At 56.6% G+C, this 17503-nt stretch carries 16 protein-coding genes and 3 pseudogenes; 12 read left to right on the top strand and 7 right to left on the bottom strand.

The features are described from left to right. Positions 1 to 85: 85 nt before the first annotated feature. Positions 86 to 241, bottom strand: a pseudogene (locus AC1RPZ_RS21065) (LysR family transcriptional regulator); the annotation flags it as partial. Here AC1RPZ_RS21065 and AC1RPZ_RS21060 point away from each other — a divergent pair. From AC1RPZ_RS21060 to AC1RPZ_RS21035, 6 genes and pseudogenes are all read left to right on the top strand, one after another. Then, positions 237 to 530, top strand: a pseudogene (locus AC1RPZ_RS21060) (MFS transporter); the annotation flags it as partial. The pseudogenes AC1RPZ_RS21065 and AC1RPZ_RS21060 overlap by 5 nt on opposite strands. 95 nt (positions 531 to 625) lie before the next feature. After that, on the top strand, positions 626 to 1477 hold the full coding sequence (locus AC1RPZ_RS21055) for a CAP domain-containing protein (protein WP_493139073.1): 852 nt from the start codon (positions 626 to 628) through the stop codon (positions 1475 to 1477). Between the two features lie 144 nt (positions 1478 to 1621). Beyond that, positions 1622 to 1834 (top strand): DUF1059 domain-containing protein, encoded by a 213-nt coding sequence (locus AC1RPZ_RS21050; RefSeq protein ID WP_493139071.1) that lies wholly within the window; start codon positions 1622 to 1624, stop codon positions 1832 to 1834. Between the two features lie 156 nt (positions 1835 to 1990). Further along, positions 1991 to 2671, top strand: coding sequence for a glutathione S-transferase family protein (locus tag AC1RPZ_RS21045; RefSeq protein ID WP_493139069.1), 681 nt, complete (start codon positions 1991 to 1993; stop codon positions 2669 to 2671). Positions 2672 to 2971: 300 nt separating this feature from the next. Next, entirely contained in the window at positions 2972 to 4087 is a 1116-nt protein-coding gene (locus tag AC1RPZ_RS21040) for a GGDEF domain-containing protein (RefSeq protein WP_493139067.1), read from the top strand. A gap of 128 nt (positions 4088 to 4215) precedes the next feature. Next, complete coding sequence (locus tag AC1RPZ_RS21035; RefSeq protein ID WP_493139131.1) at positions 4216 to 5628, top strand: M15 family metallopeptidase; 1413 nt, start codon at positions 4216 to 4218, stop codon at positions 5626 to 5628. Between the two features lie 117 nt (positions 5629 to 5745). On the opposite strand, the gene mqo is transcribed toward AC1RPZ_RS21035, so the two are convergent. Together mqo and AC1RPZ_RS21025 are read right to left on the bottom strand one after the other, a co-directional pair. Beyond that, positions 5746 to 7395 carry a malate dehydrogenase (quinone) gene (mqo, locus tag AC1RPZ_RS21030; protein ID WP_493139065.1) on the bottom strand — a complete coding sequence of 550 codons (1650 nt, stop codon included), beginning with the start codon at positions 7393 to 7395 and terminating at the stop codon, positions 5746 to 5748. Positions 7396 to 7711: 316 nt separating this feature from the next. Next, positions 7712 to 8593, bottom strand: coding sequence for a LysR family transcriptional regulator (locus AC1RPZ_RS21025; RefSeq protein ID WP_493139063.1), 882 nt, complete (start codon positions 8591 to 8593; stop codon positions 7712 to 7714). A 112-nt stretch (positions 8594 to 8705) separates the two neighbouring features. On the opposite strand from AC1RPZ_RS21025, the gene AC1RPZ_RS21020 reads away from it, so the two are divergent. Then, positions 8706 to 9725, top strand: a complete 1020-nt coding sequence (locus AC1RPZ_RS21020; protein ID WP_493139061.1) for an SDR family oxidoreductase — start codon at positions 8706 to 8708, stop codon at positions 9723 to 9725. Between the two features lie 23 nt (positions 9726 to 9748). Here the strand turns inward: AC1RPZ_RS21020 and AC1RPZ_RS21015 are convergent, their stop codons facing one another. Together AC1RPZ_RS21015 and AC1RPZ_RS21010 are read right to left on the bottom strand one after the other, a co-directional pair. After that, entirely contained in the window at positions 9749 to 11278 is a 1530-nt protein-coding gene (locus AC1RPZ_RS21015; RefSeq protein WP_493139059.1) for a sensor domain-containing diguanylate cyclase, read from the bottom strand. 321 nt (positions 11279 to 11599) lie between these two features. Then, complete coding sequence (locus tag AC1RPZ_RS21010; protein WP_081729292.1) at positions 11600 to 11761, bottom strand: DUF2986 domain-containing protein; 162 nt, start codon at positions 11759 to 11761, stop codon at positions 11600 to 11602. A gap of 256 nt (positions 11762 to 12017) precedes the next feature. On the opposite strand from AC1RPZ_RS21010, the pseudogene AC1RPZ_RS21005 reads away from it, so the two are divergent. Both AC1RPZ_RS21005 and AC1RPZ_RS21000 read left to right on the top strand, forming a co-directional pair. Next, positions 12018 to 12638, top strand: a pseudogene (locus tag AC1RPZ_RS21005) (tyrosine-type recombinase/integrase). 126 nt (positions 12639 to 12764) lie between these two features. Further along, on the top strand, positions 12765 to 13388 hold the full coding sequence (locus AC1RPZ_RS21000) for a glutathione S-transferase family protein (protein ID WP_493139057.1): 624 nt from the start codon (positions 12765 to 12767) through the stop codon (positions 13386 to 13388). 99 nt (positions 13389 to 13487) lie between these two features. Here AC1RPZ_RS21000 and AC1RPZ_RS20995 read toward each other — a convergent pair whose 3' ends face one another. Then, a complete protein-coding gene (locus AC1RPZ_RS20995; protein ID WP_493139055.1) occupies positions 13488 to 13970 on the bottom strand; it encodes a DUF2867 domain-containing protein in 483 nt (160 codons plus the stop codon). Between the two features lie 482 nt (positions 13971 to 14452). Here AC1RPZ_RS20995 and AC1RPZ_RS20990 point away from each other — a divergent pair, with 482 nt between their 5' ends. Beyond that, complete coding sequence (locus AC1RPZ_RS20990) at positions 14453 to 14944, top strand: GNAT family N-acetyltransferase (RefSeq protein ID WP_493139053.1); 492 nt, start codon at positions 14453 to 14455, stop codon at positions 14942 to 14944. 9 nt (positions 14945 to 14953) lie between these two features. Here the strand turns inward: AC1RPZ_RS20990 and AC1RPZ_RS20985 are convergent, their stop codons facing one another. Further along, complete coding sequence (locus AC1RPZ_RS20985) at positions 14954 to 15244, bottom strand: hypothetical protein (RefSeq protein WP_493139051.1); 291 nt, start codon at positions 15242 to 15244, stop codon at positions 14954 to 14956. A 195-nt stretch (positions 15245 to 15439) separates the two neighbouring features. Here AC1RPZ_RS20985 and AC1RPZ_RS20980 point away from each other — a divergent pair, with 195 nt between their 5' ends. Together AC1RPZ_RS20980 and AC1RPZ_RS20975 are read left to right on the top strand one after the other, a co-directional pair. Next, complete coding sequence (locus AC1RPZ_RS20980; RefSeq protein ID WP_493139049.1) at positions 15440 to 16729, top strand: hypothetical protein; 1290 nt, start codon at positions 15440 to 15442, stop codon at positions 16727 to 16729. A 220-nt stretch (positions 16730 to 16949) separates the two neighbouring features. Continuing rightward, the gene (locus tag AC1RPZ_RS20975) at positions 16950 to 17375 is read left to right on the top strand and encodes a DUF1810 domain-containing protein (protein ID WP_493139047.1); all 426 of its coding nucleotides are present in this window, start codon (positions 16950 to 16952) and stop codon (positions 17373 to 17375) included. The last annotated feature ends 128 nt before the right edge of the window (positions 17376 to 17503 follow it).

Below are 17503 nucleotides of genomic sequence, written 5' to 3'. Positions count from 1 at the left end.
ACGGCATTTGGTGTCTGCGTTGAGCCTGTCAACGCGAGTCAGTATAGGAGACGCATCAAGACATGGCCTCTACGGCCTGGCTACCTCACGCGACGGCTTCACTTGAACACGACGGCGCGCACACCTCCCGAAGGCAACCACGCAACCAGCGATGCGCCAGGTCGGCATCCAGCCGTGGATGCCAGAGCATGGAGACAGTGAACGTCGGTATGGCGAGTGGAAGCGCAAAGCTGTGCATGCCGAATGCGCTTGGGCTTGACCCCGCTTTTGTTGGACTTGCCTTGTCGGTCGGGCCGCTTTTCGCGGCGCTGACGGGAGTGCCCGCAGGTCGCCTTGCGGACCGTTTTGGCGCGGTGTTCGTGCTCGCATCGGCGACAATCGACATCACCACGGCGCGTCCCGAGGCCGTTGCCAGCGGTATGCGGATCACGTTCGCCGTCGCCCTGGTGCTGATCGCAGTTGCGCTCGTCATCGCGCTGGGAAGCCGCGCTCTGGCAACGCGCTCTACACTTCCTGGAAACGTCTCATGATGCGGAAAACAAAATCGGCTTCAGCCTAAAAAGGCATTGCGCTGGGTAGGGCTGAATCGCGCATCATGGGCGCAGTCAGCTCAAGGGAGAGTTCCATGCGCGTCCTGTCATCCGTTATGCGTCTTGCCATGTTGTCGCTGGGGCTGGTGTTCGCCGCCACTGCCGTGGCGACCGAAGAGACGCAGTTGGTCGAGTCGATCAACACCTATCGCAACCAGGTACAACGCTGTGCAGGTCAAGTGTCGCAGGAACTGCCGCCGCTAGCGGCCGATCCGCGCCTGATCCTGCCCGGCAGCAATATCGGCGACCTGCAGCAGGCGCTGGCGCGTACGGCTTATCCGATGGTCAGCGTGCAAGCGATCACGTTGTCCGGGCCACGTGATGCGCAATCGGCCATGAAGGCCGTACGGGAGAGTTTCTGCCAGGTCGTCCTGGACCCGCAGTTCGTCGATATCGGCGTGAACCGCGAGGGAAGTGCCTGGCGCATTGTGCTCGCGCGCCCGCTGTTGACTGGCCGTCTGGGCGACTGGCAGGCGGAGGGACAGAAGCTGCTCGAGATGATCAACACCGCCCGCAAGCAAACGCGCCAGTGCGGCGCTCAATCCTTTGCCGCCACACAGCCGCTGGCCTGGAACGCCACACTGGCGACGGCGGCCCAGACGCATACCCGGGCCATGGCCAATAACAACTTCTTCGATCACAAGGACCGCGATGGCCGCACGCCAGGTGATCGGGCCGAACTGGCAGGCTACGCCGGCCAGCAGATCGGCGAAAACATCGCCGCCGGACAAGACACCGTGCGCAAGGTGGTCGATGGCTGGCTCGCCAGCCCCGGTCACTGCGCCAACCTGATGAACCCACAGTTCCGCGAGCTGGGCGCGGCTTATGCGGTTGATCCGAAGAGTGATGCGGGGATTTACTGGACAGCGATGTTCGGTACGCCGTGAGTACCTTTGGTGATCGTGCGATCGACCTATACTTTATGGATTACCACACTCGATGCGACGCGCAATCGTGTTCGATGGACCCCGCGACGTGTCGAACGGTCGTTCACGCAGGCGCAGGCCTGCCTTCGTATGAAGGAGAGCATCATGTCGCGTAAATATATCGATTGCCGCGAATTCCCAAGCGAAACCAAATGTTCTGTCGCACTGTCCGCCGATTCTGAAAAGGAATTGCTGGATGCCGCCGCGCAGCATGCGGTCAGTGTTCACAAACACATCGACTCGCCAGAACTGCGCGCACAACTGAAGACCATGTTTCGCGATGGCACACCGCCGCTTGAAGCAGCGCGCCGCGCGTAATGCAGAAGGTCTATCGGGGGATTTCTAACCGCCTGCGGGGCTCATCTTTATGAGCCCCGCAGTGCTCAGGCGAAGAACTCCAGGTCCGGGTGCGGCAGATTCGAGTCGTCATTCCAGCGACTATGATGAGGGGCAACACCACCGAGGAGTTGAAAGATGTCGCTGACTCTTTACTACCATCCGCTGTCGTCGTACTGCCACAAAGTGCTGATCGCGCTTTACGAAAACGCTACCGAATTCGAAAAGCGGATCATCAACCTGGCAGACGATGCAGACCGGGCGGAGCTTCAAGCCCTGTGGCCACTCGTCAAGTTCCCGGTCATCAGTGACCACCTGCGCCAACGCGCTTTGCCAGAGGCCACGATCATCATCGAGTACCTGGATCGCTACTATCCGGGTGAGCAACCGTTGATTCCCAACGATTGGGAGACCGCGCTGGAGGTGCGTCTATGGGACCGTTTTTTCGACAACTATGTGCAGGTGCCGGTGCAACAGATTGTCGGTGATCGCCTGCGTAGCGCCAACACTGATTTGAGCACACAATGGTCCACGCTGGAGACTGCCTACGCCATGCTCGACCATCGGATGGCGTCGCGAATCTGGGTCGCCGGTCAAGACTTCAGCCTGGCCGATTGCGCCGCAACCCCGGCGCTTTTCTATGCCTGCACCCTCTTGCCGTTCCCGGACGAATTCAAGCACCTAAGTGCCTATTTCGACCGATTGACGCGCAGACCCTCCGTCCAGCGAGTCATCGACGAAGCCCGGCCTTACTTTTCGCTCTACCCGTTTGCGGACGCCATCGCGAAGCGGTTTCTCCGGGCACCGGACATCACTTGACGGTGCCGACACGGCCCCAAGACTCTCGACTAACGGTACTTGAGCGCACACCTCCACCTTCCTACGATAGTTTTACGCAACTGTTAAATGCTCCTGCAGTTGCGTAGGTGGTGAGTGATCTGAACCCCTACCAAGCTCGCCACTTGTTTCATGCGCATCTTGAGCCTCATCGGCTCTACTTCCTCCCCATCAAAGAGCTTTGAGGCTCTTTTTTTGCCTGTAAAAATCCCGGAAACGATAGAGCCCAGCGCTAGACTGCAATGCGGTTCACTCAAGCCGTAGCCCGGAAATTTAAGTTGGATGGCCGTTTGCCGTACAGATGGTTATGCTCATCCTGTTTTTCATTCGTCAATCACAAACAACCACAGTGATGTCATGAGCCAATCAGAGACGCGTGCGACGGCACTAGCGCTATATCCCGAGGACTACCGCGAGGCGGCGGCTCTGCTCAAGCAAGCCGTACCCTTGATGGTTCGTCACAACATTCCACCCAATCCCGTGCACTACGCGCTCTGGTACACCTACAGCAAAGGTCAGAAACCAGAACTCAATCGCCAGTTAGACAGGATGGTCAAAGACTTCGACTGTTTCCCTTCAGAATCCGCTACGAAGCTTTTTCGCGATTACATCATTCGTGACGAACTGGAGAACGCTTACGCCGGACAACAACAGGCGATCCATCTGGTTGATGATATGGAGCGCGACATCTCGCGTAGCGTGAAGGGTAATCTCAACTTTCAGGCCAGTCTTGGACGCTGCCTGGAAATGCTTGAGGAGCCAGTCAACGAGCGATTGCCGAGCATTTTGAGCGAGCTGCAACAAAGCACCCAGCTCATGCATAGTCAGCAAGAACATTTCCTCTCCCAACTGCATGCTGCTCAAAATGAGATCAAAAGCCTGCGAGACAAGCTTGAGCGTGCAAAGCTGGATGCGACAATCGATGGCCTGACGCAGGTCTTGAACCGAACTACCTTCACTCGCTTGCTGGAGCAAGCGCTGAACAAGCCCCCCCAAGGCGTGGCTCTGGTCATGCTGGATATTGATCACTTCAAGCAATTCAATGACCAGTACGGTCACCCATTAGGCGACCGTGTGCTCCAGCATGTCGGTCAGGTGCTACTCAATTCACTGACACCCCACGCCATTGCCGCGCGTTATGGCGGTGAAGAGTTCTGCATAATCCTGAGGGAGTGCACTGATCTCACTAGCGCCTACGATTTTGCTGAGCAACTGCGCCTGAAAATACAGTCGTTGCGGATCAAGGCGCGCGGCACCGACAAGGTGCTCGACACGATAACTGCGTCTTTCGGTGTTGCCCTCGCGCAACCTGGTGACAATCTGGAAAGCCTTCTGACTCGCGCCGATGTTGCGCTTTACCAGGCCAAGCGCAATGGGCGCAACCAGGTGCATCGGTAGTCAATAAAGCTCGAACGGCTGACGAGATAGCGCTTGAGAACCGGCATCTTTGGAGATATCGCATGCGCCCTCTCTGCAAAATCATATCGAGCGCCTTCTCGAGGCTATTTACGGGTCGTTCGCACCGCATGCTCACGCCGCGCTGGCTGCGCTCGGCCTTGTGCCTGAGCATGATCGCGCCCTGCATGGCGAGCGCCGAGCCAAGGCCCGAGCCTATGGTTTATTTGCGTACGATTGATCCGAGCATCGAGCAAGACATCCGCTATGCCAGCGCTCACAACTTTACCGGACACCCACTCGACGGCTACGGCGCTGCGGAGTGCCTGTTGTCGCTGGACACCGCCAAGGCCCTCGCTCGGGTACAAACGGCACTGCGCACGCAAGGCTACGGTTTGAAGGTATTTGACTGCTATCGACCCAGCCGTGCTGTCGCCGATATGGGGCGTTTCGCGACGGAACCGGGCGACCCACGCAAGGCCGAGTTCTATCCGCGCGTGGACAAGCAAGACTTCTGGCGTCTGGGTTATGTGGCACGGGTTTCGAATCATTCCAAAGGCAGCACGTTGGATCTGACACTGACAGGTCCAGAGGGTCTGCCCGCCCAGACATGGAGCCCCTCGGCCCCACAAGTCGACTGTGCTGCGTCCTATGAGCAGCGTTGGCATGATGGCGCCGTCGATATGGGAACGGGTTTCGATTGCTTCGATGAGCGAGCGCATACCGATAACCCGACGATCAACGCGACCGCCAGGGAAAATCGCCAGCGGCTCAACAGCGCCATGCAAAAAGAGGGATTTTCCGGGTACGCGAAAGAGTGGTGGCACTTCACCTACACCCGGGATGATGCGTTAAAGAGCGTCATGGATTTCCCCATTACGGCACAGGTGCTGGACACCAGCAGCCAGCTCATTGTGGTCACGACAAAAAACTGGACTGATGTCCAGGGGACCGCCCAGCGCTATGAGCGGCACGGGAAAACCTTTCAAAAATTCGAAGAGTCGTTTCCGGTGGTTGTAGGCAAAAGCGGGCTGGCCTGGGGCAAGGGTCTCGGTATCGTTGACCAACGCGAGGGGCCGGTCAAACGTGAAGGCGATGGAAAAGCGCCTGCGGGTCTATTCAAACTGGGAACAGCCTTCGGCTACGACAACACGGCCGAAACCAGACTGCCTTACCTCCCTCTGACATCGACCACCGAATGCGTGGATGACAGCCACTCCAAACGCTATAACGAGCTTGTCGACGGGGCGACGATAGCCAAGGACTGGAACAGTTCCGAACGCATGCGTCGTGATGATGACCTGTATCGAAAAGGCATTTTCATCGAGCACAACACGTCGGCGTCCCCCGATTCGGGCTCGTGCATTTTTTTCCACATCTGGCGTGCCCCCACCTCCCCGACGCTTGGCTGCACAGCCATGGACCCAACGGATATGTCTCGGTTGTTCAGCTGGCTGGATCCCCGTCAGTCCCCGTTACTGGTTCAGATGCCCGAAGCGGAGTACGAGCACTTTCGCGAAAGCTGGAACCTTCCCGAGCATTGATACGGCTGACTCGTACACATTCCAGAAACAATAAAGCCCAGCACGAGTCTGGGCTTTATTGTTTCTGATCGGTCCAGCGCGCAAACCCCGCCAAACAGCGTTTTGCGGGGCTTGGTTTTACAGGGCCATATCAGCCGCTGGAGTGCTTTCTTTCTGTGGTTTCGCTTGAGCTGGAGCAGCTGTTTGCGCAGCCACTGCCTTGTCAATCACAGGCGGTGGGTCAAGTTGCAGGACCTGACTGGTGTATGTCCATTCCTGGTAAACACGCTCAGGACTGTCGTTCAGCTGGGTGCCGTAACTCGGAATCATCTGGTGCAGCTTTTCCTGCCAGGCAGGGGTCGCAACCTTGTCCTTGAAGACTGTCTCAAGCACGCTCAGCATGATCGGAGCCGCGGTGGACGCGCCTGGCGATGCGCCCAGCAAGCCTGCAATGCTGCCGTCCTGGGAGCTGACGATCTGGGTACCCAGTTTCAGTACGCCGCCCTTCTCTTCATCACGCTTGATGATTTGAACGCGCTGGCCGGCTTGCCACAGGCGCCAGTCTTCCTTCTTGGCGTTCGGGAAGTATTCCTTCAGGGCATTCATGCGGTCTTCATCCGACAGCATCAGCTGGCCGGCCAGGTATTCAACCAGTGGGTACTGATCGATGCCCACTTTGGTCATAGGCCAGAAGTTGTGCGTGGTCGTGCTCGTCAGCAGATCGAAGTAGGAGCCTTCTTTCAGGAACTTCGTCGAGAAGGTCGCGAACGGGCCAAACAAGATGACGCGCTTGCCATCCAGCACGCGGGTATCCAGGTGCGGAACCGACATCGGCGGTGCGCCAACCGACGCCTTGCCATAGGCCTTCGCCATATGCTGTTCAGCGATTGCCGGGTTATCGGTCACCAGGAACGAGCCGCCAACTGGGAAGCCTGCATACTCTTGTGCTTCAGGGATGCCCGATTTCTGCAGCAGATGCAGTGCACCACCGCCCGCGCCAATGAACACGAATTTGGCGTCGGTCTGAGTTTGCGAACCGTCTTTCAGGTTCTTGTAGGAAACGCGCCAGCTGCCATCTTCATTGCGTTTGATGTCTTCCACTTCGCTCGAAAGCTTCAGCGAGAAGTTCGGCTTGGTTTGCAGGTAGCCGGCGAACTGGCGAGTGATCTCGCCGAAGTTCACATCCGTACCAATCGGCATCCAGGTAGCCGCGACCTTTTGATTCGGGTCACGGCCTTCCATCATCAACGGAACCCATTTCTTGATCTGTACCGGATCTTCCGAGTACTGCATGCCGCGGAACAGCGGGCTTGCCTGGAGCGCTTCGTAGCGCTTCTTCAAGAACTTGATGTTGTCATCGCCCCACACAAAACTCATGTGCGGAGTGGAGTTGATGAACGAATGGGGATTCTTCAAGACGCCGTTCTTGACCTGCCAGGCCCAGAATTGGCGCGTGATCTGGAAGCCTTCATTGATTTCGACGGCCTTGGGGATCTCGACCTTGCCATTCTTGTCTTCTGGCGTGTAGTTCAGCTCAGCCAGAGCAGAGTGACCGGTGCCGGCGTTGTTCCAGCCGTTCGAGCTTTCCTGGGCGACGCCATCGAGACGTTCAACCATCTCCATGGACAGGCCGGGCTCGAGCTCATTGAGATAAACGCCCAAGGTCGAACTCATGATGCCCCCGCCGATGAGGAGCACATCGACTTTCTTTGTCTCAGTTGCGTGCAAAGGCATGAGGACCATCGACATGGCCAGGCCGAGTAGCCCCGTGTTCACTTTTTTTAACATTCAGTAATACCTAGGATAGAACGCCATCCACCCACCACACTTGATCATGAAGTGCCCCGGCTCACGACATGCAATGCCGCATGCCGCCGCCCCCTGCACTCAGAAAGACTGATGGGTGGACATATAAGACCGATAGACGCTATCGGTCTCACGTTTAGGCCCCTCCCGCGCTGACTTCTTATTAGTCATTGGCTTCAGCTACTTGGGTGACACTAATTCTGTTTGTAAGTTATCGGACGCAGAAATGAACAGAAAAGCGTCTAGACCGCGGCATTCTACCTCAGGTCTCCCCAATCGACGAAGGCGCATCATTTTCTCATTCTTCGACGGGGGTTACATAAAGGGCTTCGCGAAGTACCTGTTCCAGAATGGCAAAAAAGCTTTTGATATGGGCCTGTTTCAATGCTTGAGGCCGGGTCACCAGATAGACTTCCATATCCGGCAGCTGGATATCTGGAAACAGGGCTATCAGGTCCTTTGCCAGAAGACGCGGCAGCACGGCAACGCCCATCCCTCGCCTTACGGCTTCGATCTGTGCAGCGAACGAATTCACTCTGATCTGCGCTCGCTCCAGACCCGCGGCCTTTGCTGCACGCATTTGCGGCAACATGTCCAGCGGAGGGAGCAAGGCAATATTCACCGCAGTGGCCGGAGCCGCCGCTGGAAACCGCTTCAGATAAGCCGCATCGGCGAAGACACCATAAGCGAGCTTGCCCATGGGTCGATAAACCAGCGACGGCTCGCCCAAGTGGGCGGTGCGGATAGCGACATCCGCCACGCCGCGGACGAGCTTGTGAAAGTCGGCGGTTACCAGCAATTCCACCGAGCAACGCGGATGAATAGACGTAAAGCGATGTGAGGCCTCCAGCACACAAGACGAAAATCCTTCCCCGGCGCTGACCAGGACACTGCCGCAAAGCTCCGTTGGCAATCGGGGCGCACCGGCAGCGGTTTGACGCCTCAAGCCCTCCTCCGCGGCCAGGGCCACTTCAACCAGGGATTGGCCCCGCGAGGTCAGCCAGCATCCTTCAACGCCGCGCTCGACCAGTGGCTCGCCGAGCGTGCCTTCAAGCTGAGTGATCCGTCGGGACACCGTAGACGCAGCGATACCCAGCAATTGGCCAGCCTGAAGAAAGCTGCCACGTCGCGAGACTGCCAATAGTAGACGGAGATCATCCCAATTCGCTTCTGAACTCATGCTGCATGCCCGCCGCTTTGCAAATGTGCAAAGCCATTATGCAGTAGTCGCTGTTTTTCGGGAGTGACGGCAACGGTATATCTATCAACCTTAATCGATGAAGGGATGACACATGCACAGCACATTCGTCACGGGCGCAACCGGCTTGTTGGGCAACAACCTCGTGCGTGAACTGGTCGCGGGTGGCTACGAGGTCAAAGCCCTGGTCCGTTCCAGAGCCAAGGGTGAACAACAGTTCAAAAACCTTCAGGGCGTGAGACTGGTCGTCGGTGACATGGCCGATGTCGGTGCATTCGCAGCGTCGCTGCAGGGTTGCGATACGGTGTTTCACACTGCGGCGTTCTTTCGCGACAACTACAAGGGCGGCAGCCACTGGGAGGAACTCGAAAGGATCAACGTGAATGGCACGCGGAGCCTGCTTGAGCACGCCTACAACGCCGGTGTCCGACGTTTTATCCATACCTCTTCGATTGCCGTACTCGACGGCGCTCCCGGCACATCAATCGATGAGACGTGCCTGCGAAACGAAGCCGATACGGATGACTACTATCGCAGCAAGATCCTCGCGGACCGTATCGTTCTAGCGTTCCTGGCAGACCATCCCGACCTGCATGCCTGCATGGTCCTGCCTGGCTGGATGTGGGGGCCTGCCGATATTGGCCCGACCTCCTCGGGGCAGTTACTCAACGATGTCGTGCGCAATAAGCTACCTGGCCTGGTGCCCGGTAGTTTCTCTGTCGTCGATGCCCGCGATGTGGCCTTGGCGCAGATCGCCGCAGCGAAGCGCGGGCGACGTGGCGAACGTTATCTGGCAGCGGGTCGGCACATGACGATGGGTGAGTTGGTCCCCTTGCTCGGCACGATCGCGGGCGTCAAGACGCCGCGACGGCAATTGCCGCTGCCACTGCTGTATGCCTTGGCTTTTGCGCAAGAGATCTACGCGCGCCTGACCCGCAAGCCCATTCTGCTGAGCATGGCGACAGTGCGCTTGATGGTGCGCGAAGCCGAGCGCACACATTTCAACCCTCACAAGAGTGAACAGGAGCTTGGCCTGCGGTTTCGCCCCGTCGAGCAGACCCTTACCGATACGCTGGGCTGGTACCGCGATCATGGCTGGCTTGAAAAGCGCTAGCGCCACACGAGCGCAATCGCGGATTACACAGATTCACCTTGCACTTCAGCGGCGGCGACACTCAGACGATTTCTGCCCTGCGACTTTGCCAAATACAGTGCGCGATCGGCCAGATCGATCAGGGATTTTTCATCATGGTCGCTATCGTAGGCGGTATAAGTCGCCAACCCCAGGCTGGCAGTCACGCTACCGAAAGGACTCGACAGGTGTTCAAGTTGCGCGTGCGCAATGCCGAGGAGAATCGCCTCGGCCACCAAGCGGGCGCCCGCTTCGTCGGTATTGGGCATCACGACGGCGATTTCTTCACCGCCATAGCGGGCCGTCATGTCACCTGGACGGCGCACGCACTGCTTGATCGTCTGACAGATTATCCGCAGGCAGTCGTCTCCGGCGAGATGCCCATAGTGATCGTTGTAACGTTTGAAAAAATCCACATCGATCAAGATCAGTGACAGAGGGCTTCGCAGGCGCTTGGCGCGTTTGAATTCGATATCCAGAAACTGATCGAAATGCCGGCGGTTGGCAAGACCGGTCAGCGTGTCCTCGCTGGCAAGAATCTCCAGCGTATGGTTAAGCTCGATCAGCGTGGTCTGGGTGGATCGCAGTGCTGTCTCAGCCCGAATACGATGACTGATGTGGGAAATCAATCTGCGCCCCAGCGCAACCAGAAGTCCCAACAACACCATCACCACAGCGACCGATTGCCTGGTCTGGCTCCACCACGCTTGCATGGCCTCGTCCTGGCCCACCGCCACGGTCGTTACGAAGGGATATTGATCACTTCTGGTGAACGCGTAGAGTCGACGGACGCCATCGACTTTTGAAGCAAAATCCACGGTGCCTGACGACATCTTGCTCAGGTACTCGGAATATATTGGCGCACGAGACAAATCACGACCGATGTCTTGCTCATGAAAGGGGTATCTCACCAGCAGACGCCCGTCGGATGAGGTCAGGCTGATCGCGCCGAACTGCCCCACGGACATGGTTTGATAAAGCTTGAGAAAATGTTCGAGACTCAAGGTGACGGCTATTACCCCGGCAAAACTCCCGTCCGGATGATCGATACGCCGACTGACCGAAATCACCCAAGCGCCGGTGGCACGGCTGAGAATCGCCGGACCGATGAAGATGCCTCGGTCTCGACTGTCGCGGTGATGCTTGAAGAACGCTCGATCAGCGTGGTTGCTGTTGGGTGAGGCATGCTTGTTGGTCGAGAATATCCAGTCCCCCTGAGCGTCATACAGCGCCACGCTGTTCAATTGCGCCAGCGCATCCATCTCCTGAGCGACCAGCACTCTCAGGCGTTCGAGCTGCTGCGGGCCGATCCCGTCTTTCTCGATCCTTTCTGTCAGCCCCAGCAATACCACTTCACTTTGCTTGAAGGCGCCCTCGGTGTACGTGTTGAGTGCATTGGCCAGATTCAGCGTGTCGGTTTCGATGTTACTCAAGGTGTTCTGTCGGGCTGTCCAAATCTGCCAGGCAGTCAGCAACACCACGGACAGACACACCAGGGAGATCAGCAAAGTGGCAAGTCGAAGATCGCGTTTCAAGTGAGTACCTGGCGGTTGAGCGCACATTCATCAAAGGCCCGCGCAGTATAAGCGCCTTCGAACGGTACTAATGACTGGAATGAAAGCTATTGGCCAGCTTTCTTCCAGTTTGTCATCGGTAGTAGCGTGATGCTGGGGTTGGCACTGATCTGTATCGTAACGCTGATCGCAAAGCCCGCTTCCGTTGCTTCGAAACTGCGAGAGAGCCGCGAATCGGCTTCGGTTTGAATGAATTGTCAGGCCGCGTCCTCGCGGTACGTATATTCGGAATGAATAGCCCAATCAAATTTGTAAATTCCGGTGGTGTTTAAGCTACAGGGATCAGCTCTCAGAGGAAATGATTGAGTCGTGACTGGATTCAGCAGCCAGCTTCAATCGGTCAGCTTTACTAATGTATTTGGACTTGCTTGGCGGTGCCAATTTGGCACTCGCCTTTTTGGCGTGAGCCTTCAATAACTGCTTTATTTTTTTACGACGATTCATATTTTTCTACTCGGTTTGTAAGCGCTTGAATGATATCAGCTTAAAATATTGGGCCAGATCCCCGTGGTGCGCACTCAGTGCATGACGTTGGAAATAGGCGGTGAATCGCCCCGGGTTTCCTAGAAGCCTCCGAATCACCGCTTTTGGCCGTTGGCTGACTTTCGCGATAGGCAGCTGTGGGTCGACTGCCGCCCGCCCCCGAAGCTAGCGCTCTCGCGCACGGTCATCCTAGACCTCCCACAATGGAGGTTATGACATGAACGTATCGATCACTTCGAGGCACCAGCCTTGGAATAAAGGAAAGCTGGTGGGTCAAAAATCACCTCTCCGCCTGCGAGAAATTTGGGGCATCAGGATCAGACTAGAGCTTGCCCACAATGTGAGAGATCTAGCGCTTTTCGATTTAGCAATCGACAGCAAACTTCGCGCATGTGATCTGACGAAATTACGTGTTCGTGATGTAGCCCATGGAAATCACGTATCAGCGCGGGCCATCGTAATGCAGCAAAAGACTCAACGCCCCGTACAATTTTAGATCACCGCACAGACCCGGACCGCCGTGGAGGTATGGGTGCAACATGCTCGACTCAAAAATGAGGACTTTCTCTTTCCAAGTCGGATACGAACATCAGATCATCCGTCCACACGGCAATATTCACGCATCGTTAAAGCGTGGGTAAGCGCCATTGGCCTTGATCCTGTGCCGTATGGCACCCACACGATGCGCCGCACCAAGGCCTCACTGATTTATCGAAGAACGAAAAACATCAGAGCAGTACAGATACTGCTCGGCCACACCAAACTCGAAAGTACCGTTAGATACCTTGGCATCGAAGTGGACGATGCGATTGAGATGGCTGAACAAACAGAGGTTTAAGTCGGGCTCAGCGACGGGGTGGGTCACACCGTCGCTTTCGGCCAACAGCAGACTCTGGACAACCCGCTCCACAAGACGATAGTGTCAGTAGATCAGACCAACCACCCCGAACGATAAGGACATGGAGTGTTGCGCATATTGGGTAAAGCATCGTCGATCAATGTACGAAAGGTACTCTGGGCCTGCATCGAGATTGAAATCCCCTTTGAGCGGGAGGATTGGGGGTCTGGTTTCAGGACGACGCACGCACCTGAATTCCTGGCGCTGAATCCCAATGCCATGGTGCCGGTCATCCAGGACGATGACTTCATTCTTTGGGAGTCAAACTCGATCATTCGCTACCTGGCGTCTCGCTACAACGGCGCTCACCTTTATCCGATTGAAGCGAGAGCCAAAGCGCGGGTGGATCAATGGATCGATTGGCAAGCGTCGGATCTCAACAAGTCGTGGAGTTATGCCTTCATGTCGCTGGTCAGGCATTCGCCTGAGCATCAGGACAGCCACGCGTTGGCAGCCGCGTGCAGCAACTGGTCGAGGCACATGGAGATCCTCGATCGACAGCTCGATTCAACAGGGGCCTATGTCAGTGGCGATGAGTTTTCTCTCGCAGACATACCGATCGGCCTGTCAGTTAATCGGTGGTTTCAAACACAGCTTGCTCATCCGAACTTTCCTGCCGTGAGCGACTATTACGAGCGCTTGAGTCGTCGACCAGGCTACCGACTGTACGGAAGAAACGGTACGCCATGACGTAGTCTCAGGGGAGCCGCATTCTGTCGATTTCGGTCAGTCGTAACAGGCAGAGAACGGCCAGGAGCGGTCGCTGGGATAAAGCTGAAACAACCAAATCTACTTCCCTTCAAGCTTTCGTTTCAGTCGCCTGAGATCACTATTGACGATCAGCTTATGGGCTAGACCTACCGGCAACATGTAGATGCGCCCAAAGACGTTATGCGTTACGACAGATGATGTGATCGTGAACACACGATCTGTTATCGAAAGGCAAATCATGACATCCAGATGCCGGTCACGTTCGGTCAGAACCAGCATGTCGGGGGCACTATGCTCCACCAGAAAGAAATCCAGCTGTTCGCCAGCGTGTACTGTCTCCCGCCTAGCGCCGGAGAACCCGCCGATCCGCTTCACGCCGAATAACGAGGAAATCGCATCCCTCGTTCGGAAAGCTAGCCGCATGAGCAGTCCCGGTTCGGCCGTCATGATGTTCCAAGCGTCAAGAGTGGTGATTTCAACAGGGAGCGGAACCGACCTGCTGTCATAGTAATCAAGATCGGACAGTACACGCAGAGTGTGAGCAGGTGATGTGGTAGCCAAACATTATCCCTTTCAGTGGCCCGACTGCCATTCCCGATAAAATCGGAAGCTGATCATCATGTAGCCATGCTACGTCATAATTACCGCCAAATATCCCTTAGCTGTTCGCTGGGTGAATATCTGCCGGCTAACCATGCAGCAAGTTCTCAGTACCGAGCGCCTGCCTTGGATCTGCCAATTTTGGTCACCTGCCAACGACAACTTGGGTCGATTCCGGCCGGGTGTGACTGGTAAAAATCGCACGCGACCGGCCAAAAGCGGTCAAAAACAATCATCCAACAATGTCGTCCCGGTCAACAGCCTCGGAGTGGTTAGCTGCGCTCTAGGGCGTATATGCCATGACCCGCGTTGAAGTCGTAGCGCATCCGTTGAAGAGCAGATGCGTGCGCCGCGGTCGCTGTATGGCGCGCTTTTATTCAATCTGTGTCTAACATTCTCCGATTGACCGCCCTAGCATCGGCCACTCCATCCAGGTGCATACGATGCAAGAGATTCCCGGCAACATCAACTTTTCAGGCTTGACGCCCCGTCGGCTAGAGCCAAATGACCGTGAGATCATTTGTGTGCACCGCGAAACGATGTTCCTTGAGGCGGGAGGAGACCCATCGGAGTTGCGGGTGATGACTGAGCACTTCCGGCCCTGGTTGCACCAGCGCCTATCCGATGGCCGCTACTACGGTTTTGCGCTGCTGGACACAGGGCAGCCTGTGGCGGCGATAGGTCTGATGAATATTGACTGGCCACCTCATCCGTCCCATCCGACCTTAGACCTGCGCGGCTATGTGCTAAACGTTTTCGTCGAACCCGCTTACCGGCGCCGGGGCCTGGCTTCAGCCCTGATGAAGTTGGCTGAAGCCGAGTTTGCCCAACGCGGAATGAGTTTTGCCGTGCTACACGCGACCAAGGCCGGCAAGCCGGTGTATGAAGGACTGGGCTGGGCGGCCACCTCTGAGATGGCGAAAACCGTTTCGTGATTTGACGGTCTATCTCAGGAGCCCGGTCGCCGTTTCCAGCCGTTGATGAAAGGCTGCTGCGGGTCGATTTTGGTCAGTCGTGACAGGCAGATAACGGCCGATTCTGTTGAAAAAGTCGCGCTGCCCAAACTGCCTGATCATTGACTGGTGAAAACGTCGTTTTTGCACGCTGCTACGTGAAATCCGAGTCTGGAAGACTCTGCCAAAAGTAAAGATTTCAATCTCGGACGCGTACTTTTCTGATGCGCAAACCATGGCCGACTTTTTCAACAGAATCGGCCAATAGCCGTCATTCGGCATGCCGACATCGTAGGGGCAATTCAATCGCTATGTCGCAATTCAAAATCACGGCAGTTGTTGACAGCCGGGAGATAGGCAGAGCTAACGGAAAGTACCATTTAATCAGTCCATGATTGGCTGGTTCATAGGGCTGATCGACGGCGATGGATCAAGCTTTAGTAGCCCGGCTCCCCCCGGCAAATCCGCGAGCTGCATATGCAAACCGGATTTGTCAGCAGGCCGCTAAACTCAAGGTGCCTTCATCGTGGCATTTCACTATCATGCAGCGTCTGGGCCAGTCTCACAGCGCGTCCCAGGCAAACCACATTTGATAATGACCAGGGACAGGCAATGCCGCCATTCAAAACACTGCTCGCCGCCAGCCTGCTGCTGATTTCGTTTATGCCTGGCGCCGCCAGTGCCGGGCTCTACAGTTCTGATAAAAATAATTTCGGCACCCTGAAAACCAACCTGACCGACTTCAGCAAGTACCGCTACGCGGCGCTTGTGTCTGCCGATATTGGTGGCGACAACTTTGAAACGCTCCACCGCCTTGCACGCATCTACGCCGATATCCTGGAAAAGGACATGGGCGTACACGTCAACCTGTACGAAACCGATGCCCTGCAGCTTAAAAATATCGAAAACTTCCGGACCTCGGCCATCGAGCAGATACAACGGAAAAACTTTGCCGCCACGGGTGATACCTGCGCGGTTGCCAGCACCTTCCTGTACCCGTCCACGGTCTCGAACTTGTTGCGCATCATGGCCCCCGACTTGCTCATCGCCCGTAACGACCCGGCCCTGCATGCCGAAGTCGTCGATGTCTCCAAGCACTTTTTGGCGCAAGACCTGGGTGTGCTGATGAAGATGTGCGATGCCTCGGCCTCGCGAAAGCAGACCGCCGCGTTCAAGGAGTTTTTGGAGGCACTGCAAAAAGAGCAGCCTTATATCGCTAGCAACGCACGCCTCAGCCAGAATCGTGCGCAGGCTATCGCGGCATCGACCGCCGAAGACGCTGCGCGGGAAGATATCTCGAAGAAGGCGCTGGCGCGCAAGGCCGAGCGCGACAAGGCCTATCAGGATGCCGAGGACGCGCGCGATGCGAAGATCCTCGCTGACCGTGCCGCCGCCCGTGAAGAAAAGATACGCCTGGCTCAACGCCAGGAAGAAGCCCGCCAACAAGCCCTGGCCGCGCGTACGCCCGAGCAGGTACAACGGGATGAACAGCGCGACGAAGACGTGCAGCAATGCTACAAATTCGCGGCCATGAACAAATTGGCCACCGACGCCAACAATCAGGGGTTTTCCATCGAGAAAGCCGAGCAGTATCTGGTCGACGCCAAGGGACTCAAAGGTGACGACGCCCGGATCATGAGGGATACGATCCGGGTCGTGCGTTATACCCACGCCAACGACACGCCGATGCAGGCGTTTACGTACGAATATGACCACTGCCTGGCGTACCTAGCCAAGAAACGCGCGTCGTCGGCTTCGGCGAACTGATCGAGGCACACCACGCGCCAGCTTCGGCTGGCGCAGTGCAGTACAACCGTGAGGGGGTAACCGGCTGCTTTCGATGAAACGGCTGCCTTCACCGATGTGTCATACCATTGCAGGCTGAATCATTCGGCGTGACCTACCGCGGCGTTGCGTTTCTGCGTCCTGGTTCAAACGGCCCGTGCCGCCAGGCTTTGCAGTATCCGTCAACTCAGGGAGCACAAGCATGCACGACCCCTTCAATCTTCGCCGTTTCGTCGAGGCCCAGCGTCCGGTTTTTACCCGAGCTATGGAAGAGTTGCGTGCCGGGCACAAGACCAGTCACTGGATGTGGTTCATCTTCCCGCAATTGCATGGCCTCGGGCACAGTGAGATAGCCAAACGCTTTTCCATTTCCAGTGCTGCCGAAGCCAGGGCCTATCTGCTGCATGATGTGCTGGGTCCACGGCTGGAGGAAAGCGTAAGTACCCTCCTGCAACACAGCGGTAAGAGTGCACTGGAAATCCTTGGACACCCTGATGACCTGAAGTTGCGCTCCTGCCTCACACTGTTCGCCAGCATTAAGCCCGAACACCCCCTGTTCCAGCTGGCCCTCGATCAGTTTTTCGCCGGCGAGCCAGACGCCAAGACCCTGTTCCTACTTGGAGAATAAGGTCAACGCGAGCTATGTCGCCCGCACCACGTCGAACCTCTTCGACGCCGTGATCGGCCGGCTTGGGTGAGTGCAACTGACCATTCGCGGGGGGGGGGGGGACTTTCTCAATTCAATAATATCTATAC

The organism is Pseudomonas sp. GW822-FHT02D10 (genome assembly GCF_058802345.1).
This window is presented reverse-complemented; position numbering and strand designations above follow the sequence as displayed.